Raw genomic sequence first — 20960 nt, 5'->3', positions numbered from 1 at the left:
AGATTTTCTCTCGCTGTTTCGATGCCGCTACCCATAACAACAGAAGCGACACGACAGCAATTCACGCTTATTTTGACGGGAAATATTATGTCTTTGAATCGCAGGGAAACCCGCGCTGAAGTACGCGCCCGTGGTATCTATAAAACGTTTACGGTGTCATTGCTGGCAATGGCGGTGCACGCTCTTCTCAACCCGACGCTGGCGCACGCGGCCGAAACCAGTACCGCTACGGCTACCGGCGACAGCGAGCAGGATATGGTGGTGTATGCCACCGCCAGCGACGCGGCGGCAGACGAGAAACAGGACTATCAGGTAAAAACCACGCGCGCTGGCACTAAACTGCTGCTGACGCCGCGCGATGTGCCGCAGTCGGTCAGCGTGGTAACCCAGCAGCGTATGCAGGATCAGCAGTTGCAAACCGTAACCGATGTGCTGAATAACACTACCGGTATCACCAGCAACCTGGTCGACAGCGAACGTTCAGAGTATTATTCCCGCGGCTTCAAAATCACGAATTTCACCTTTGACGGTATTCCTGCTTCCGTTGGCGATGCGTGGAACTACGGCGATGCCGCTTCTGACACGGCGATTTATGACCGTATCGAGGTCGTGCGCGGCGCCACCGGCCTGATGACCGGCGCAGGCAGCCCGTCGGCGTCAGTTAACATGGTGCGCAAGCATGCGGACAGCAAAACGTTCACCGGCACCGTAAGCGCCAGCTATGGCAGCTGGGACAAACAACGTTACGTTGCCGATATTTCTGGTCCATTGAATGACGCAGGCTCGGTACGTGGCCGCGTGGTGACCGGCTATCAGGATGGTGATAGCTGGCTGGACCGCTACCATAAAAGCAAAAAATTTCTCTATGGCGTGGTGGACGCGGATATCACCGACAGCACTACCCTGTCGCTTGGCTACGACTATGAAGACGCCGACACCGGAAACGCCACCTGGGGCGGCCTGCCGGTGTTTTACAGCGATGGTTCACTGACCCACTACGACCGCAGCCTGAACGCCTCTGCCGACTGGACCCGTTACCACACCAGCGCGCGCAAAGTGTATATCGACCTGGTACATAATTTTGATAACGGCTGGAACCTCCACGTTAATGGCACCCACGCGGAAAACACCTTTAGCGATAAGCTGCTGTATGTGATGGATTATCCGCAGCAGAGCAGCGGAGAAGGCGTGACCGGTTACGGCAGCATGGACCGCGGCAAGCGTGAGCTTACCTCGGTAGATAGCTATGCCAGCGGGCCGTTCAGTCTGCTTGGTCGCCAGCATCAGTTAATGGCTGGTATCAGCTATAACCGCCAGCATAACGCCACCTACAGCCAGGACGGCATTACCGATCCCGACAACTACAACATCGCCGCAAGCGACATGGGCGCGTTTAACAATAACTGGCATGGCGATATTGCCGAGCCGCAATGGCAGGGTTGGTATACAAACGCGGATGATGTGGTGCGCCAGAAATCCGCTTATACCGCCGCACGCTTCTCGTTGGCCGACCCGCTGTCGCTGATTGTCGGTGCGCGTTATACCCAGTGGAGCACCGACGGCAGCAGCGGCAATATGGAAAAAAACAACGTTACGCCATATGCGGGCCTGGTGTACGACATTAACGATGTCTGGTCAGCCTACGCCAGCTATACCTCAATCTTCCAGCCGCAAACCTATCGCGACAGCAGCGGGAGCTATCTGTCACCGGTTACCGGTAAAAGCTACGAAACTGGCCTGAAATCCGCCTGGCTTGATGGCCGCCTGACCGCCACCGTCGCGGTGTTCCGTATTGAGCAGGATAACGTCGGTAGCGAAGAGAATGGCGTTTACGTTAATAACAGCAGCGAGCAGGCCTATTACGCAACCAAAGGCGCGCGGAGTAAAGGCGCAGAGTTTGAGCTGAACGGCGCGCTCACCGACAATCTGCAATTGTCGTTTGGTGCGACGCGCTACGTCGCCCGCGATAAAGATGGCCGCTATAACCCGGACCAGCCGCAAACTGACTTCAAGCTGTTTACCCGCTATCAGGTGCCATCGTTGCCGGAACTGGCCATTGGCGGCGGTATTAACTGGCAGAACCGCGTGTTCGAAGATGTTAGCGCCCCGGATGGCAGCACCCGGCGCGTTTATCAGGGCAGCTACCCGCTGGCTAACCTGTTTGCACGTTACCAGGTCACTAAACAGGTGGCGGTGCAGGCAAACGTCAATAATCTGTTTGACCGCACCTACTACACCTACATGAACAACTATGTTTACGGCGAGCCGCGTAATTTCTCTGTTAGCCTGGCATATCAATTCTGATGTATCACCACCGCGTTCTGAAATAACAGGGCGCGGTGGCTTTACTCAAGACCACTAAAATTCAAGCACAGCATGCTGTTAACTGACGGGTGAGCTTTCGCCTGCCCCGCCATGCAAACTAAACGGCAGCAGCCAGGCGGAACACTTTCACCATTTCACGCAGATGCTGCGCCTGTTCGTTAAGCGAGGCCGCCGCCGCTACCGATTCTTCCACCAGGCAGGAGTTTTGCTGCGTGGTGGTGTCAATCATGCCGATTGCGGTATTGATCTGCGAAATGCCCTCTGTTTGCTCAAGGCTTGCCTGTTTGATCTCGCTGAGAATGCCGTTCATCTCTTCAACGTTACTGACCATGCCGGTAATTTGCTGATTTGCCGTCTGCACCAGATCCATTCCCTCGCGCGTTTGCGACGTTGAATTCTCAATCAGGCTGCGGATCTCACTGGCAGACGAAGCGCTTTTTTGCGCGAGCTGGCGAACCTCACCGGCCACCACGGCAAATCCACGCCCGTGCTCACCGGCCCGCGCCGCCTCTACTGCGGCATTCAGCGCGAGGATATTGGTCTGGAAAGCGATGGAATCAATCAGGTTGATAATGTCTGACATGCGGTTAGAGGTGTCGTTAATCAGGCGCATTTTACTGGTCACCTGCGACATCATCTGCCCGTTTTTCTTTACCACGTTTGCCGTATCAGCAGAGAGCTGCGTGGCAACGTTGGTATGGTCGTAGGTATTTTTCACCGTCGAGGTGATTTGCTCCATAGAAGCCGCGGTCTCTTCAACGGAGCTGGCCTGCTCCTCGGTACGCGCCGCCAGATCGTGGTTACCGGCTACAATTTGCGCCGCCGCTGTCGAAATGTTCTCGGAGCCTTTTTGTACCTCGCGCACAATTTCCTGCAGACGACCTTTCATTGCCATGAGCGCATTAAGCAATACGCCCGTTTCATCACGATGATGAATATCAATGCTGCGCGTTAAATCGCCTTCGGCAATAGCCTGAGCAAATTCAACCGCCTGACCTAAAGGACGGGTGATAGAACGGACAATAAACCAGCCTGTTACCGCCGCCAGAATAATGCTCAACAGCGTAATCAGGATCAACAGCGCGCGGTTAGTGCGGTAATCTTTTGCCACCTCCGCACCTGCCATATTCATTTGCTCATTCCGGATAGCGATCAGCGCCTGAACTTTCGCTTTATATTTTTTCTGTATCTGAACGGTGGTTGACATCATCTCCTCAAGCGCTGCCGCCCGATCGTTAAGCTGTACGGCCTGTAAAATACGGAAGCGGGAATCCAGATACTCTTTGCGTACCTCGGTAATTTCATCGAGTGCCCGGCGCGAGCGTTCATCGTTTTGTTCTTTACTGAGGGTTGCGAGCAAGCCGGTGATACGCGCGCTGATCTCGGTCAGCCTTTTTTCAGATGCCGCGCGAAATGTCCCTTTATCGTCGAGCAGCATCATTTGCTGGACGTTAATAAAATCCTGAAAGTTCTCGATGAGCTGGTTGGCTTTTATCGTGGTCGGATAATCATCCGTAATGATGTTCTGCATGCCGATATTTGCCTTGTGCAGACTAAGCAGCGAAAGGCCGGAGGTGAAAACGATCAATACAATAAATAAGCTAAAGGCCAGGGTTAATTTGGTGCGAATTTTTACATCTCGTAAAGACATGACTACTCCCTCGGGTGGTTTATTGTTATCAATAAAAAGGTCATCACCCGCTGCGTTATTGATGAGGTGGAAAAAGAAAGCGAATACCACGAAGCGCCCAAGGACATATCGGACAAGCGGGGAGTAACTTTATGAATTTGATCGGTTTTAATTTGTAAAAAACAGCATTCAATAGCCAATAACTATTGATTGGCGATAATCGATCGATAATTGGAAAGATTGAACACATTTACACCTTAATCTTTCCGGTAAATAAAAACGTCCGGGCTATATAACTGAATTAAACGCTCGTTCAGCAATATAACCCGGACGCTAAGCGTTAATTATTTAATAAACAATTAACATTACGTATCAATTTACGACACAAATAACCCAACTAAATCTGGAAATCGATTACCACTTCGTCTGTTTCCAGCGCCAGACGCTTAATTTCATCTACAGAAAGTTCAGGGTTGCACAATTCAATAAACCGCCAGACGTAGTTGCGCTGTAGCTGGCCGCGCTTAAGCCCAAGCCACACGGTATTAGCATCAAACAAATGCCGCGTATCAAGGCGCACAAGTCCCCTTTCTTCACCGCTTGCCTGATCGGCCACCAGACCGATCCCAAGCCCCAGTTCCACGTAGGTTTTCACCACGTCTGAATCCTGCGCGCTAAGCACCACGTCCGGCGTCAGGCCACGACGAGAAAAGGCCTCATCAATGCGCGAACGGCCTGTTAGTCCTTGTCGATAGGTAATAAGCGGCCAGCGGCTGATATCGTCAAGCGTCAGAGGGCTCGCGTGGATCAGCGAATGACCCTCGGGCACCAGCAGGCTGTGATACCAACGGAACCACGGATAGGCCACAAGCGTGGGATCGTTACTCAGGCGCTCGCTGGCGATGCCAATATCCGCCGTGCCGCTGTGCAGAAGAGACTCGATTTCTTGTGGCGTGCCCTGGATAAGTTCAAGGCGGACTTCCGGAAAAAGCGCCCGAAAAGCTTTAATAACCGTCGGCAGACTGTAGCGCGCCTGGGTGTGCGTTGTGGCGATGGTCAGCACGCCGCTGGTATCGTTGGTAAACAGATCGGCCAGGCGACGGACATTGCTGGCCTCGTTGAGAATACGTTCGGCAATCACCAGCAGCGCTTTGCCCGGTTCGGTCATTCCTAACAATCGTTTACCCCGGCGGATGAATATCTCGATGCCGAGTTCTTCTTCCAGTTCGCGGATATGACGACTGACGCCCGACTGCGAGGTAAAAAGCATGCTGGCGACCTCGGTGAGATTGTAGTTCCGCCGCGCCGCCTCACGGATAATCTTAAGTTGCTGGAAATTCATTTTTTCTCCAGGAGCCTCGCTGTTCTTTACCCCATTGTTAAAGTCACAGCGTCTGCAGAACAAATAATAAAAACCAGCAACTTATTCCTTTTAGCAATAAGCCAGCATTAACCCACCAGCATCAGTTCTGGATTTTTCACCACCGGCTGCGTGACCAGAGAAATAAGAATATCTTTTACCGCCCGGGTTTGCGGGTTGAGCGGTAAACACGCCGACAGATTAATGGACAAAGACAGGTTGAGCGACGGATTAATGATACGGGCCATCCAGCCGTTAGCGGCCCCGGCCAGCGAACGTGCGGCGGATTCAGGCAGCACCGTTACGCCCATCCCGCAGGCGACAGCGGCTGTGAGGGTAGAAATGGACTCGATCTCACCGATGATTTTCGCCGTTAAACGACGCAGCGAGAAGGCTTCATCCATACGTTTGCGTACGGCGCTGTAGTCACGCGGCAGGCACAGGTTCATCTCGGCTACCGCGGCGAGATCGACCGTCTGCCCCGGGCAATCACGGCTGCCGACCAGAAACAGCTCCTCTTTAAGTAATGGCTGGCTAACAATGCCTGCCGTCGGCGTCCGATCGTACAGCACCGCCATGTCCAGCTGGCCGCTTAACAGCTTGTCGTTCAGGACAGAGCCGCTGTTTTCATGCAGATAGATTGGCACGTCAGGCAGCTCGGCACGCACGGTCTGAAGCAGAGGCATGATAATTGACGAAGCCGCGCTTCCCGGCGCAAGACCGATTGATACCTGGCCGCTCATCGTCTGGCCAATGTGTTCAACTGCCAGCTGCGCCTGTTCACACTGACGCAAAATCGTCCGCGCATGGGTATAAAGAATTTTCCCCGCATCCGTTGGCGTTACGCCGCGCCTGGTGCGAATCAATAACTGTTGGCTCAGCTCCCCTTCAAGGGTAGCGATCTGTTGGCTCAGCGCCGGCTGGGCAATATGCAGTACTTCAGCAGCCTGGGTCAGGCTGCCAATATCGACGATTTTGACGAAGTATTTCAGCCGTCTTAAATTCATTTTTGCCTCCTTCGCGGAATGCCTGTGCCGGTCTCGGCAGTCATGTCACAGAAGGTTTTGCAAGATGCTTGCCACTTTTTTACCTCTTACGGCAGGCGGACTAAGCTGCTGTATTATAAGCGTAAGTGATATAAACGAACGTTTCATTACTGAAAAGGCATTTTGCTTATGCCCCAAAAGAGGTATGCGCGCACCAGAGCGGTGCGCAGAAGCGAGAGAGCGGCGGCTGTGCCGGCACGCTCACAAGACGAGCCGGTTGCAGACAGCAAACAACCGAAAAGCGTGATTTGCGGGTGCCCGGAGAAAACCGGCAGATATAATCCTTTGATTTTGAAAATGCTGCTAAAAGGCTTTTAAGCTTTCAGGACTTTGTCAGCCGTCGCCTCTTTGCAGATTTTTGCCTCTTTTGCTTGTTTTATCAGCAAACGAACCACGGCCGCTATTTCAGGCTTTGACAAGCCGATCTCGCCCCGTTAATATGCGCCCCGTTCACACGATTCCTCTGTAGTTCAGTCGGTAGAACGGCGGACTGTTAATCCGTATGTCACTGGTTCGAGTCCAGTCAGAGGAGCCAAATTCGAGAGCCCGCTTAAGGAAACTTAAGCGGGCTTTCTGCTTTTATCTGTCATTGCCATCGCTTCAATAAGCCAGCGCGAAAATCTTTTCCGGTGCGTATCTGGTTTTCCCTCCGCATCCGGCGAAATTGGTGGTCTGATTTGGGGTCATTTCAGTTCGATAATGGAGTGACCACCATATGTCCCTGTCCGACGCGAAAATCCGCAGCATCAAGCCTTCTGGTAAACCCTTTAAACTGACCGATTCTCAGGGTCTGTATCTGCTTGTCAGTCCGGGCGGTTCACGCCTCTGGTATCTCAAATATCGCTTCAACCGAAAAGAATCCCGTATCGCATTAGGTGCCTGTCCGCAGGTCTCGCTTTCCGACGCCCGCCAGCAGCGCGACGGTATCCGTAAGCTACTGGTGCAGAATATCAATCCCGCACAACAACGAATGACTGAAAAAGCCGCCGCGTCACCGGAAAAATGCTTTGAGGCCGCTGCGGCGGCATGGCACAAAACCAACAAAAAATGGTCGGCTGACTACGCAGAGCGTATCCTCGCCAGTATGAAAAGCCATATCTTCCCGGCAATCGGTCATCTGCCCGTCACTCTGCTGAAAACGCAGCATTTCACGGCACTACTGCGGGTTATCGAGGATAAAGGCTTTCTGGAAGTCGCGTCCCGAACCCGGCAGCAACTCTGCAATATCATGCGTTACGCCGTGCAGCAGGGACTGACAGAAAACAATCCGGCGCTGCATCTGGAAGGCGTCACTGCCCCTCCAGTTAAAAATCACTATCCCGCCCTGCCACTGGAACAATTACCTGAACTGCTGGCGCGTATTGGTGACTATCAGCAGGGGCGGCAGCTAACAAGGCTGGCTGTAGCGCTGACCCTGCATCTGTTTATCCGTTCCAGCGAACTGCGCTTTGCCCGCTGGAGCGAGATAGATTTCAGAAACAAAATCTGGACTATTCCCGCCACCCGCGAGGCGATCGACAACGTTCGTTTTTCAGGCCGTGGCGCAAAAATGCGTACCCCGCATATTGTGCCGCTATCTCATCAGGCGATCATCATTCTGAATCAAATAAAGGAAATCTCCGGGCATCTGGCTTTAGTTTTCCCCAGCGACCATAACCCGTACAAGCCGAGGAGCGAAAACACCGTCAACCGGGCGCTGCGCTTAATGGGCTATGACACAAAAGCGGATGTCTGCGGGCATGGCTTCCGGGCAATGGCCTGTAGTGCGCTGGTGAAATCTGAACTCTGGTCGCGGGATGCCGTGGAGCGGCAGATGAGTCATCAGGAGCGCAACAGCGTCCGAGCGGCGTACATCCACCCTGCTGAACATCTCGACGCCCGTAAAGCCATGATGCAGTGGTGGTCGGACTATCTGGACGTGAGCCGCGAAGGGTACGTTGCACCCTATATTTATGCGCGGCAGCATAAGGTGGCCTGAGTCAGCAACAGTGTAATTTGTTGACAGCAAAAAAGTAGTTTCCGGTTGCTCAGGGGCTGCTTTCAGGCATTAAAAGGGGCTAACTTTGTTTTTTCGGTTATTCATCGGCAGATGCCTGATTTTATAATCATGTGTTTATGGAATGAGAAAACATTATCGTCATATACTGGAAAGAGGAAAGACAACAGATAATGAAAGTGATTCAGAGAAGCTAATATGGGAAGCGGACATCAGAGAATATTACCAGTGGAGAAACGTGCGTCGCTTTATGTTTATACTTTCCATGATTATTGGATTTTTATCTGTTCTGATGCTGACTAAAACAGTAAGGTAAGAGGAAAATGAATGCGAATTCTGTCAAAAAAAAATTCATATAAAATGGTGGAGCGCGCCACTTGCTGTATTCTTTACAGTAGTGCTCTTTTTTATTTTAGATAACACTGGCTTATCCGACAGTATTCATCCTGTGATTCGAACGCTAATGCTTAGCGCTGTTTCGGTTATTATGCTGTGGGGCATTAACATGGTTTATGGCCGTACGAGGAACGGGAGGAAACAGCCATGATAAAATATGCCATTATCGGAGGGATAGCCGGAACGCGGTTCTTTAGCCTCTGGTCATTGTGGAAAACACTGTCCTGTGGCACACCCGTGAATATTGGTTATGCGCTTCCCCTTATTTTGGTATTCGCAGCAGGTGCCGTAGCTGTATACCTCACCAGGAATCGACAGTCGTTACTATAAAAACGGCAATCGGGAATGGATATAACAGCCCGGTCTCTGCGGCGTCGTACCGGTAATGAGTTAAGTGATAAAAGGTGTCTGAAAATACAGGGGCTAATACAGCACAGCTTGTTGATATTGACTTATTGAGACTAAGGATATTGACAGTAAGGCTTTGCAGGAGCACCTTATACTGGTGAATCAAACAGTTGCATTTTCTCTGGAATTCAGCGGGATGTCCTGTGGTCGTTCAGCTTTAGTTGAAGTCTTATCATCCCGACATGGTTCCGTCAGGTTGGTTCCAGAGTTATGTGCTTCTCCAGTGACTGGATTAAGTTCATAAACGGAAAAGGATTTTCTCGTGCGTATTCTCTTTGTTGGACCGCCTTTGTATGGGCTGTTATACCCAGTAATTTCTCTGGCTCAGGCTTTTCGTGTGAACGGACATGAAGTAGTGATTGCCAGTGCAGGAAAATTCACGAATAAAGCGGCAGAAGCTGGTCTGGTTGTTTTTGATGCAGCTCCAGGACTGGATTCAGAAGCGGGCTATCGCCATCAGGAAGAGTTGAGAAAGAAAAGTAACATTGTGGGGTGTTTCTCTTTTTTCAGTGATGAGATGGCGGACCGTCTCGTTGATTTTGCAGGACAATGGCACCCGGATTTAATCGTCTACCCTCCACTTGGTTTAGCCGGACCGCTGATTGCCGCTAAATATGGGATCCCTTCGGTCATGCAGACGGTTGGATTCGCCCATACTTCTACCCATATCCATATGGTAACCCGTTCTCTGGCCGATGCTTACAGGCGACATGGTGTCAGTGGCCCTGCGCGTGATTTTGCATGGATTGATGTCACGCCACCGAGTATGAGCATTCTTAAAAATGATGGTGAGCCTGTTATTTCGATGAGGTATGTCCCCTACAACGGAGGTGCAGTCCGGGAGGCATGGTGGGACAGAGTACCGGGAAGAAAACGTTTGTTAATCAGCCTTGGTACAGTCAAACCAATGGTAGACGGGCTGGATTTGATATCATGGGTGATGGATTCTGCAAATGAGATGGATGCTGACATTATTCTGCAACTGGCGATGAATGCACGTGCCGGATTGCGAAAACTGCCATCAAATGTGCGTCTGGTTGAGTGGATCCCTATGGGGGTATTTCTCAACGGCGCTGACGGGTTTATTCATCATGGCGGAGCGGATAATACCCTGACAGCTCTGTATAACGGGATACCTCAGATTGTGTTTGGTGAAGGTGCTGATCGCCCTGTTAATGCAAAAGCAGTTGTGACGAGTGGATGTGGGATCATTCCTGGCGACAATGGCCTGACCAGTGATTTGGTCAATACCTTCCTTTATGATGATTCACTGCGCTTATGTTCAGCACAGGTTGCTGCTGAAATGGCTGAACAGCCCAGCCCTGCTGAGATCGCTGGCCTCCTGGTAGCGAAACTGAAAACCAACTGGCAATAATTTTCAGCAATTGTACATCATTGCTGGAATTATCCACGCAAGCTGTCGTTGGCAATAGTATGTCCTTCATCATATGAGTAAGGACATTACCGTGATTTTGATGCAGAAAGGGCTACCAGTACGGTGAAATTATTGCTGACAAGGCATTACTCTCTGGTATCTGCTCACGATTACGCATCTGTTAATCCGTCGATAATTGCCCCACGCCACCAGGCATAATCGTGACCGCCGGTGTAGACAGAAAGTGCACTTTTCAAACCAGCGGCGAGCAACGATTGATGTAACTGCTGAACATGCGGGACTGTAGCACCTTCTAAAGAACCGATCCCTAGCCGGATATTAACGTCTTTCGGAAGCGAAGAAAGTACCTGCTTACTTACCCAGGAGGAATCATTCTCAGTAAACATGACCGGAGTGTTTCTGTCGGGACTCCACCACATTGAAGGGGAGTGGCTGATTACCATGCCAAATATGTCCGGTGCATATAAGGCCGCCATTAGCGCGGTGACTCCGCCAAGGCTTTGTCCGGCCAGTATGGTATTCGAACGACCAGCCCATACGATATCAGGATGATCCTTGTATAATTGGGGTATTAGATTTCCGGCGATATCGAGAATGAGTGCTTTGTTACCCCCCAGGATATTCACACGATCAGACTCATTAATATTGTCTATCCCCAGAATTGCCATCGGCGCGATACGTCCAGTAGTAACAGCAATCTCTATTGCCCGGGTAATACCTACACGGTCAAACCATGTTTCTGCATCTGGTAATACAAGTAATCCAAGAGGCTCTGAGGTTGGATTCCCCGGAAGATAGAAACGAACCTGGCGCTGGTGTCCCGCAACAAAGGAATATGAGGTTGAGAGGACACCGGAACATGTGTGGGAAGTATCATCCCATTCCGTTTGTTCAGGAGCCAGATCAAGAGAAAGGACCGATTCCCCGAATCCTCGTATGTTTATTTCTGATGTTTTGTTAAATGGGTCAGACTGGCCGGGTAACGGTGAGAAGCGACCTCCAAGCTGAGAAATTTCTTCCGAAGTCATTCCTGGCGGGATTTCAATGAAGGAGTATGAACCTCTATATGAGGCTGGTAACTCCAGAGTCAGTGTCCAGATATCCGTTGAAAGGATATGAGTCATAAGTCCTTTTTTGACATCTTTTTTATCTGTAACACGGTTCAGGCGAAGATATACGCCTTGTAGCGCCTCTTCTGAGCGCCACAGAAATGTGACCTCCCTATTTTCTGTGTTGCTGCTGCTTTTTGCCATCAGGGGAAAAGCAGCACACTCAACTTCATGCCAGAAGTGGGTGATATCTACTGGTAGACTTGTGGACAACTGTGCGCGTATTCGTGGTTCCGCACAGATATCATCAAGACTTCGAGGGGTAAGATTCCTCATAAATGGTATGCCTTGTAGACAAAATTTATATATTATATATGATACTGACATGAGATCTTTTTTTCAATGACTCAGCATTCAGAAATAACTATAACTATGACCGTGCAGGCGCGGTTATTTTATTAAGTCGTGATGCTGCAGTAACTATTAACATCGTCAGGATTTTTCACCCCATGAATTACATAAGATTGATTGAGGTTTTTTTTACCGTCATAAGACCATCTGGATGGACAAGATCCTTTAGAATGTGGCAAAGATATAAATTCGTAAAACGTAATTAAACTAACGATATGGTACTGGAAAGTATAACGCGAATTATAGAAAAAAGAACCGGAGAATTATAGTTACCATTTGAGTACATATTGTTGCCTGTATTTTATCTATAAGGTTAGGCAAATTACGTATTCCGCTCTGAGCGAGCATGGATTGGCATCGACATGTCCTTATCCATAAGTATTTTTGGCCGTTCCTATAGCATTTATTGACAACATTAATCAGGCTAATCCTGACCATATAATTTTAGGTCTGGGATGCAAATCATTCTTTGGTGATAACTCCAGGTAGTAGATTTTGATATCCTCCGTTTTTTGAGGAGTAGCTATGGCTAAAGTCACGGTGCATTGCCCTCGTTGCCTTCTGATTCGATTTATTGTCATGGTGCCAGTGCTGGTCATCCTCGTTTTCGGTGCCGAAACTGCCGCAGGATGTTCCAACTGGACTATACCTATAAAGTCAGTACTCCCGGTGTAAAAGAGCTGATTGTCGATATGGCCTTTAATGGCGCTGGTGTTCATGATACCGCCAGGGCTCTGATATTGGGTTTAAAAAGCTCGCGCCAAAAAGGTGACACCCGCCCCGGTAGCTCAATCGGCAAAGCGGATGAAAATTGAGCTTTCTCGGCAGTAAGAAGCGTCAAAACTAGCTCTGATACGCGAGGGATACAAAACACGGTGGAGTCCTTGCCTGTACGTTTGGTCCCTAGGCGGATGAAACCTGTCGGGAACTTCTGGTAATGCTGCCTCCCTTTATCATCAGCATGATAACGACTGATGAATGCAAAATGGCGTAACAATCTGACGTTAATAACACGAATCAAGCGACTTTCCAGTCGGACAATTTGCTTCTCAAAGTCAGTTGAGATGCACGAGAAGATCATCGGAGACTTCATCGAAAGATACATGTTCTACTGATTGGAGTCATAACCATCACCACCAAAATTGATTATTCAAAATAGCCCGCACAAGTCACATGCGGGCTTAATTACCCCTTTTGAAATAAAGATATCCCCGACTAAACTCAATAATACTCCAATTACAGCTCACGTGAATTCATGCAGTGGCTGTTAACATCAGGAACATTTCTGAGAAAAAATCAGTTATTATCTTTCATTAGTGACTGCATTTTTTTTATCTTCAGCAGAAGAATTCTCTCCCATATAATCAATGCCCCAACAATGAATACCAGCCACTCCTTATCTGGTAAAAGATATAAGGAAAACATTAAAAAAGCGGTTACTATAGCTGTTATTAGAATATTAATTTTTTCATTTGAGAAAAATAGAAAGCTTAGCTCAAAGTTAATTAATCTATCCAGCATATATTCCCTCAGATTCTGTTATGAACCATCACCGGATGAGGCTGAAGAGGATGTGCAGGCCCCAATTGCTCCAAGAACGCCAACAAACGCAGCTCCGGGGCCAAGAAAGGCTGAAGCTACAGCACCTGCGACACTAAAGAAACAACTGTTATCAACGCTTTCATACAAAGCACCCGATGCAACTTCTAATTCACTTTCAGTTAATTGTCTCATTGTGTCTCCATTTTTAACATACTACTTTATGTGAAGGTTATTACGTTATCTTGGGGATTTAATAAAATACACATTTATACATGCTCTAAAATCTAACAACATCAATCAGAGGTCATGCCCACAACCACAACAGCAGTCACAACCACAGCCGCAAACATATTCATCGTACTCATGTAATGGTACATTTTTATTTTCTCTGGCAGAGGTGTGACTGCTATCAATAACACGAAGTACAGGATTATGAGATAAAGGATCCAGCGGTCTAAAATGAGGATGAAATTGAGAGTCCTTTACTGTCTGATTTGTATTTATTACTGGCGAGATATACAGCCTTTCAGACATTGTAGTATCCTTACTCCGGTTTTTCGCTTTATCAAAATTCATCCTGATATCTCCTTTGAAAGCCGCCATCATTGGCAACTGATTAAATTGCCCATGTAAGGAATGGGTTGCTTACCTAGGGTTAACCCCTGAAGGTTCATCTAAGGTTACACACCTATCCCTGAACAACGTTGAAGATAGTAGCCTTCCCAAAAAACATTTGACTTAGTGTGGTTACAATGTCAGTTTTACAATGAAAAGTAAATGCTAATCATTATCTTTTACATAAGCATTTCAGGGAGAGGTGTATGTGGCTTATTCTGAAAATACACAATGACAACAGCAGTGTTCCTGTTATGAGACAGCAGGTGCAGATTGCCTTAATAATGTCGGCAACATTACTCGAGTATTCTTTGTCAATGTTCTGACATTTTGTAACCCAGAGAGATATCTTATGTGGTCTTATTCCGTATAGTGCCCTTGTCTTTATTGGGGTTGGGTTACACAACTGATTTGAGTATGCAAGAAAAGGAATGAAGCCTGTCCGGAGTCAACGACTCTTTAGGCCATTGTAACGGAGAATACACTCTGATGAACCAGCAATGTTCGCTTGCTGAACTCAATGAAAACCTGGTGCCTTTCACTGCCCAACGGGTAACCTCATCGTTGATCTGGTGCGCTGAGGATGCCTTGAATACCGGGATATTACAAAAAGCCTGCAGCTATATAATAGATCCGGTCAGTTCAACTCATTCCAAAATATTCCGTGCAGAACGCTATGGTGGGAGTGGTATTCAGCGTAACGGCGGCGGCGCACGTTGTGGTTTTGATGGTAATTATCAAGTTAAAGGCATAGGAGCCAATCCTTTAGTCGGTGAAGGGACTGACGGGCGTCATTCTAACGGCGCGCTCGGTGCCATCCATGCAATCTATGAGGCTTTATGGGGGGAGGTGCTGGCACAAATATTACCCTATGGTGCTGTGCGTGCCCGGGCAGTTTTGCTTACGGATATGTATACCGATAAAGCATTTGACCGCTCCCAAGGGAAATCCCGACGAGCGCTGCTGGTACGCGAACCCGTGATTCGCCCGGCGCATTTTGAACGCGCGCCTTATTTCCGACCACAGCAGGAATATGCCGATCAGTTGATTCATGATGCCCGCCGGGTCAAGTCTGTGATCCGCATGCTTCCCAGAAATTTACCTGTACCAGCAGAGGGGGTCAGTGAAGAAGCCCGACGTAATCCCCGACTTTATTGTATTGAGGGGTTATGTGAACTGGCCCGCCGTCAAGCATGGCAGATGGCATATTGTCGTACACGTTTCCTGAGGTTGACGACTTCTCCTTCCAATATTGCGATGGATGGCAGATTAATGGATTTCAACGGGCTCAGTTGTCTGTTCCCTGGAGATTATCCCGATAATTTCGGACATCAACTCAGACTCACCGAACTGGTAAAAGAACCGATGGTGCTGATGCAGGGACTGTCCGATCTCTGTCTGTACCTCGGAAAATACCTGTTTGAACCTGATTTCACGCTGGTTGCCCGTCAAAAGGTTGAGGAGACCTTTCAGAAAATATTCCATGAAGCATGTTATTACTGTTATCTCGAACAGTTGGGTATCCCCACAGAGTTTATGCCACAAGAAGGGCTCCCGGAGACGCTGAAACAACTGGTCAACAGCTTCGTTGTATTGGTCAATAAACACAGCGATCGGTTGTACCGTCCAGATGCTGGAAGTAAAGATGATTCACCACTGCAAAGGCTGGTGGTGGAACTGATTCGACGGAGCCAGAGCCCAATCCACCTGGTGGATAATGACGCTAAGCATGATGTCCATTTCACAGAAGCGCAACACTGTTTTACTCGGGCGATCCACTGGCTGACGCAGGTGGGTATCAGACGCTCGATTAATGTTTCGTCCCTCCATAAAGAAATGGAAAACCATGCAAGGAAGAGATTACAGCCCAGAAAAAGTCTGGGTAAAGCCTGTATGTCTGAGAAAATTGCCACCCTGCTGGATAAACACGGAGATGATCACCAGTTTTTGCAGGAGGCATTTTCTGATATGGAAACCCGGATGAAGGCATTTTCCAGAGAAGCGTTCGGTCATTTAAACCCGATCGGAATTGCAGAGTAATATACAAGGATAATGACAATGATGTCGCATATACGAGAAACCATCAGAGGCAGAGAGGAATGGACCGTCTATGAGCAGATGGGTTTTGCCGTCACTTGTATGCTCCATAATCGTAATTATAGTCTGTATCCTGTGTTAACCATTCAGCTCTGGACTGAATATGCGATCCAGCACCATCAGATAAAGTTCCTGTTTGATTCACGAGGTTTTCCCCTGGCGTATATTACCTGGGCGTATCTTGAGACGGATACAGAAGCGCGTCTGCTCAACGATCCGGAGTTCAGACTGCATCCTTCTGAATGGAATGAAGATGGAAGGATCTGGATCCTCGATTTTTGTTGTAAGCCAGGCTTTGGGAGAAAGGCCTTTGAATGTTTCAAAAGGCTTCGCCCATGGGGAGAAAGAGAAGTTCGATGGCTGAACAGAAGAAAGAAAATCATGACATGCACGCCAGCGCGACAGAAGAAATCACGTGGTATCCCTAAGCTACAGGAAAAACGGTAAATATCGGGGATGGATGCAGTCTGCATTGTCTTAGTGGGTTTACTGAATTTCTATTTATGTCTGTTCATGCAAGTCGTAAAGGCATAGCAGAACACGGATGATTAAGGACATGTATTTTGTTTCGTCAGGATGCGTTAGAAAACAGGAAAATGAAATGGCGTGGGCGGGCTCTTTTACTTCCCGGAATACCTCTATGGTTAATCATGCTGGGGAGTATTATTTTTATCACGGCATTTCTGACGTTTGTTATCGCAGGCACTTATAGTCGTCGTGTCAATGTCAGTGGCGAGGTTTCGACCTGGCCGCGAGCCGTAAATCTATACTCAGGTGTGCAGGGCGTTGTGGTCAGACAGTTTGTTCATGAAGGGCGGTCACTTAAAAGAGGTGACCCGATTTACCAGATCGATGTCAGCAAAAGTACACGCAGTGGCGTGGTCAGCGATAATCAGCGCAGAGATATTGAAAACCAGCTGGTTCGTGTGGATAACATCATTTCCCGGCTCGAAGAAAGTAAAAAAATCACCCTACACACACTGGAAAAACAACGTCTGCAATACAGCGAGGCCTTCCGTCGTTCATCGGATATTATCCGACGGGCAGAGGAAGGAATAAGGATAATGAAGAATAATATGGAGAACTACAGAAGCTATCAGTCAAAAGGTCTGATTAATAAGGATCAGTTAACTGACCAGGTGGCATTATATTATCAGCAACAAAATAATTTACTCAGTCTGAGTGGGCAAAACGAACAGAATGTTCTGCAGATCACTAGCCTGGGGAGCCAGATTCAGACCCAGGCTGCGGATTTCGATAACCGCATCTATCAGATGGAACTGCAACGCTATGAGCTTCAGAAAGAACTTGTTAATACCGATGTGGGTGGGGAAATTATTATCCGGGCGTTGTCCGACGGTAAAGTGGATTCCATGAGCGTCACCATCGGGCAAATGGTCAATGCCGGAGACAGTCTCCTACAGGTTATCCCTGAAAATATCGAGAACTACTACCTAATCCTCTGGGTTCCTAATGATGCGGTTCCTTATATTTCCACAGAGGATAAAGTGAACATTCGTTATGAAGCTTTTCCTGCAGAAAAATTTGGTCAGTTCTCTGCAACGGTGACAACTATATCCAGAACGCCTGCCTCAACTCAGGAAATGCTGACCTATAAAGGGGCTCCCCAGAATACACTGGGTACCTCTGTTCCCTGGTATAAAGTCATTGTGAAGCCTGAAAAACAGGAGATCACCTATGACGGTAAATCCCTTCCTCTTGAGAATGGAATGAAAGCAGAAAGTACATTATTCCTGGAAAAAAGGCGAATTTACCAGTGGATGCTTTCTCCTTTCTATGACATGAAACACAGTGCCACAGGACCGGTCAATGAATAACGGAAATTTCAAACGAATGATAAACCAGCTTGATATGCGATGGCGTCGTCGGGTTCCGGTGATTCATCAGACGGAAACCTCCGAGTGTGGTCTGGCCTGTCTTGCAATGATATGCGGACATTTCGGAAAGAATATCGACCTGATCTCCCTTCGCCAACAGTTTAATCTTTCGGCTCGGGGAGCCAACCTCGCGGGGATTAACGGCATTGCGGAACAACTGGGGATGGTAACACGGGCACTCTCTCTGGAGCTGGATGAACTCGCCATACTTAAAATGCCCTGTATCCTCCACTGGGATTTCAGCCATTTTGTTGTACTGGTCAGCGTGAAGCATAACCGTTGTGTACTCCATGACCCTGCCAGAGGAAGAAGAACAGTTGGACTGGAGGAAATGACCCGGTATTTTACCGGAGTCGCGCTTGAAGTCTGGCCTGGCAGTGAGTTTTCGGCAGAGACCATTCAGAATCGTATCAGTTTCCGTTCACTGATTAACAGTATTTATGGCATTAAAAGTACACTGACAAAAATCTTCTTCCTGTCGGTGGTTATTGAAGCTATTAACCTTGTGATGCCAGTGGGTACGCAACTCGTTATGGATCATGCGATCCCGGCTGGAGACAGAGGACTTCTGACACTCATTTCCGCTGGCCTGATGTTCTTCATTCTGCTCAGGGCGGCAACGGGTATGGTCCGGGCATGGTCCTCACTGGTCATGGGCACGCTCATCAATGTGCAATGGCAATCAGGCCTGTTTAACCATCTGCTTCGGTTACCATTGGGGTATTTTGAACGTCGCAAATTAGGTGATATTCAGTCTCGTTTTGGATCTCTTGATACCCTTAGGATCACCTTCACCACCAGTGTGGTGGGGGCCATCATGGACAGTATTATGGTGGCAGGCGTTTTCGTGATGATGCTGTTATACGGCGGATATATTACCTGGATTGTTCTGGCATTTACGGCAGTCTACGTGCTGATACGTCTGGTAACTTACGGTTATTACCGACAGGTATCGGAAGAAACCCTTGTAAGGGGAGCCAGAGCCAGTTCCTATTTTATGGAAACACTGTACGGTATCGCTACAGTAAAAATTCAGGGAATGGCAGAGCGACGCGGAACTCACTGGCTTAACCTGAAAATTGATGCCATCAACTCCGGTATAAAATTAACCAAAATGGATTTGTTCTTTGGCGGAATAAACACCTTTGTTGCCGCCTGTGATCAGGTGGCAATTCTGTGGCTGGGGACCAGTCTTGTTATCGACAATCAGATGACAATAGGGATGTTTGTGGCGTTTGGTTCTTTCCGTGGGCAGTTCTCTGAGCGGGTTGCATCCCTGACCAACTTTCTTCTGCAACTGAGAATAATGAGTCTGCATAACGAGCGTATTGCTGATATCGCACTGCATGAAAAGGAAGCGAAGAAACCTGAACTTGATATTGTTGCTGATATGAGCCCAGTTTCTCTGGAAACCACTGATTTAAGTTACCGGTATGACAGCCAGTCAGCGCCGGTGTTCAGTGGTCTGTGCCTGTCAGTGGCTCCGGGAGAAAGTGTGGCTATAACCGGTACATCCGGTGCAGGAAAAACCACATTGATGAAAGTTTTGTGTGGGTTGTTTAAACCAGATAGCGGAAAAGTACTGGTGAATGGTACTGATATCCGTCAGCTGGGGATAAATAATTATCACCGGATTATTGCCTGTGTGATGCAGGATGACCGGCTATTTTCAGGTTCAATCAGGGAAAATATTTGTGGGTTCGCCGAAGAGATGGATGAAGCCTGGATGACAGAGTGTGCCAGGGCCAGTTATATCCATGATGTGATAATGAAAATGCCAATGGGCTACGAAACACTTATCGGTGAGCTGGGTGAAGGGCTTTCAGGAGGACAAAAGCAACGAATTTTTATTGCTCGGGCTCTTTATCGAAAACCAGGGATATTATTTATGGATGAAGCAACGAGCTCTCTCGATACAGAGAGTGAACGTTATGTAAATATAGCTATCAAAAAGCTCAATATAACCAGAGTTATTATAGCCCATAGAGAAACTACGCTTAGAACAGTTAACAGAATTATTAACATATAATGCTTGCAAGAACAACTTTAGATGGATGAATGAACATGAACAGAACACTTGCTTTTTCTACATATTTTTTTGAAAAATCAAGTTTAATTTATTTTGCATTATCCTGTTTACTAGCGATAAAAGGAGATTTGGATGGTCATACAACTGAGGTCTTATTGATAAGCTGTTTTTTTGGAGTAGTTCAAATGCTAATAAACCTCAAGAAAATAATTTAACTAAAGCACCCCCAAAGAAGGAGTATATATGAGAGAGTTATCATTATTAGACATAAAAATGGCAAAAGGCGGATATGACCGAGGCGAAACTATTGCCGGGGCTGTAGGTGCTGCGATCGGTGCAGATATAGGAGGACCCGTAGGAGGAGTTATTGGTACAGTAGTAGGTTCTGAACTCTATAACAGCATTAATGAAGGTTGGACAATGGCACCAGGAGTTTCTCAAGGTGTAGGCTCTTATAATCCAAATTATAATGGTTCATTAGTTAGTCCAGGATATTCATCATCATGGGGTGGTTCATGGGGAGGATCGACTTCAAGCGCAGGTGGTGGTAGCTAATTAACACCTTGAAATTGAAGGGTCTGATACCGACCGAAAACCATATTCTGTGGATGCGGACATCGACAACTTTCGGTTCTGCCTTGTATTTTGGGTTTTAAATATTACAGGGCTAGCAGAGACTTCTTTTTAAGAGTTTTGGTACGCCTTAAGCCTATAATTCATACCGCCTTCTATGAAGGCGGATTTTACTTAGATAAATAGTGT

The 20960-nt window shown here is 48.0% G+C and carries 14 protein-coding genes, 1 tRNA gene and 1 pseudogene; 11 read left to right on the top strand and 5 right to left on the bottom strand.

The features are described 5' to 3' along the window. The first annotated feature begins 87 nt into the window (after nt 1-87). Nucleotides 88-2304, top strand: coding sequence for a ferric-rhodotorulic acid/ferric-coprogen receptor FhuE (gene fhuE, locus E2L00_RS01970; RefSeq protein WP_201279257.1), 2217 nt, complete (start codon nt 88-90; stop codon nt 2302-2304). Between the two features lie 118 nt (nt 2305-2422). On the opposite strand, the gene E2L00_RS01965 is transcribed toward fhuE, so the two are convergent. From E2L00_RS01965 to nac, 3 genes are all read right to left on the bottom strand, one after another. After that, nucleotides 2423-3976 carry a methyl-accepting chemotaxis protein gene (locus E2L00_RS01965; RefSeq protein ID WP_167606227.1) on the bottom strand — a complete coding sequence of 518 codons (1554 nt, stop codon included), beginning with the start codon at nt 3974-3976 and terminating at the stop codon, nt 2423-2425. A 376-nt stretch (nt 3977-4352) separates the two neighbouring features. Next, nucleotides 4353-5297, bottom strand: a complete 945-nt coding sequence (gene cbl / locus E2L00_RS01960) for an HTH-type transcriptional regulator Cbl (RefSeq protein WP_167606225.1) — start codon at nt 5295-5297, stop codon at nt 4353-4355. A 107-nt stretch (nt 5298-5404) separates the two neighbouring features. Beyond that, a complete protein-coding gene (gene nac, locus E2L00_RS01955; protein WP_167606221.1) occupies nt 5405-6322 on the bottom strand; it encodes a nitrogen assimilation transcriptional regulator NAC in 918 nt (305 codons plus the stop codon). A 498-nt stretch (nt 6323-6820) separates the two neighbouring features. Here nac and E2L00_RS01950 point away from each other — a divergent pair. The 3 genes from E2L00_RS01950 to E2L00_RS01940 all read left to right on the top strand — a co-directional run bounded on the left by E2L00_RS01950 (nt 6821) and on the right by E2L00_RS01940 (nt 10536). Continuing rightward, nucleotides 6821-6896, top strand: a tRNA-Asn gene (locus E2L00_RS01950). A gap of 180 nt (nt 6897-7076) precedes the next feature. Further along, entirely contained in the window at nt 7077-8339 is a 1263-nt protein-coding gene (locus tag E2L00_RS01945; RefSeq protein ID WP_167606219.1) for a tyrosine-type recombinase/integrase, read from the top strand. Nucleotides 8340-9423: 1084 nt separating this feature from the next. Further along, nucleotides 9424-10536 carry a nucleotide disphospho-sugar-binding domain-containing protein gene (locus E2L00_RS01940; protein ID WP_167606216.1) on the top strand — a complete coding sequence of 371 codons (1113 nt, stop codon included), beginning with the start codon at nt 9424-9426 and terminating at the stop codon, nt 10534-10536. Nucleotides 10537-10706: 170 nt separating this feature from the next. Here the strand turns inward: E2L00_RS01940 and E2L00_RS01935 are convergent, their stop codons facing one another. Beyond that, nucleotides 10707-11942: an alpha/beta hydrolase-fold protein gene (locus E2L00_RS01935; RefSeq protein WP_167606213.1), complete on the bottom strand. Its 1236-nt coding sequence runs from the start codon at nt 11940-11942 to the stop codon at nt 10707-10709. Between the two features lie 600 nt (nt 11943-12542). Between E2L00_RS01935 and E2L00_RS01930 the strand changes: the two are divergent. Together E2L00_RS01930 and E2L00_RS01925 are read left to right on the top strand one after the other, a co-directional pair. Next, nucleotides 12543-13132 (top strand): annotated as a pseudogene (locus E2L00_RS01930) (IS1 family transposase). A gap of 140 nt (nt 13133-13272) precedes the next feature. Beyond that, complete coding sequence (locus tag E2L00_RS01925; RefSeq protein ID WP_167606210.1) at nt 13273-13785, top strand: hypothetical protein; 513 nt, start codon at nt 13273-13275, stop codon at nt 13783-13785. A 71-nt stretch (nt 13786-13856) separates the two neighbouring features. On the opposite strand, the gene E2L00_RS01920 is transcribed toward E2L00_RS01925, so the two are convergent. After that, entirely contained in the window at nt 13857-14135 is a 279-nt protein-coding gene (locus E2L00_RS01920; protein WP_167606208.1) for a hypothetical protein, read from the bottom strand. A 528-nt stretch (nt 14136-14663) separates the two neighbouring features. Here E2L00_RS01920 and E2L00_RS01915 point away from each other — a divergent pair. From E2L00_RS01915 to E2L00_RS01895, 5 genes are all read left to right on the top strand, one after another. Next, on the top strand, nt 14664-16214 hold the full coding sequence (locus tag E2L00_RS01915) for an MchC protein (RefSeq protein WP_167606206.1): 1551 nt from the start codon (nt 14664-14666) through the stop codon (nt 16212-16214). Between the two features lie 21 nt (nt 16215-16235). Next, nucleotides 16236-16718: a toxin-activating lysine-acyltransferase gene (locus E2L00_RS01910; protein WP_167607520.1), complete on the top strand. Its 483-nt coding sequence runs from the start codon at nt 16236-16238 to the stop codon at nt 16716-16718. 116 nt (nt 16719-16834) lie between these two features. Beyond that, the gene (locus E2L00_RS01905) at nt 16835-18109 is read left to right on the top strand and encodes an HlyD family secretion protein (protein WP_201279256.1); all 1275 of its coding nucleotides are present in this window, start codon (nt 16835-16837) and stop codon (nt 18107-18109) included. After that, nucleotides 18102-20198 (top strand): peptidase domain-containing ABC transporter, encoded by a 2097-nt coding sequence (locus tag E2L00_RS01900; RefSeq protein ID WP_201279255.1) that lies wholly within the window; start codon nt 18102-18104, stop codon nt 20196-20198. The genes E2L00_RS01905 and E2L00_RS01900 overlap by 8 nt, the downstream gene beginning before the upstream one ends. Before the next feature lie 243 nt (nt 20199-20441). Beyond that, on the top strand, nt 20442-20753 hold the full coding sequence (locus E2L00_RS01895; protein ID WP_167606201.1) for a hypothetical protein: 312 nt from the start codon (nt 20442-20444) through the stop codon (nt 20751-20753). Nucleotides 20754-20960: the final 207 nt, after the last annotated feature.

It is taken from the genome of Cedecea colo, from assembly GCF_011808225.1.
GTDB lineage: Bacteria > Pseudomonadota > Gammaproteobacteria > Enterobacterales > Enterobacteriaceae > Dryocola > Dryocola colo.
This window is presented reverse-complemented; position numbering and strand designations above follow the sequence as displayed.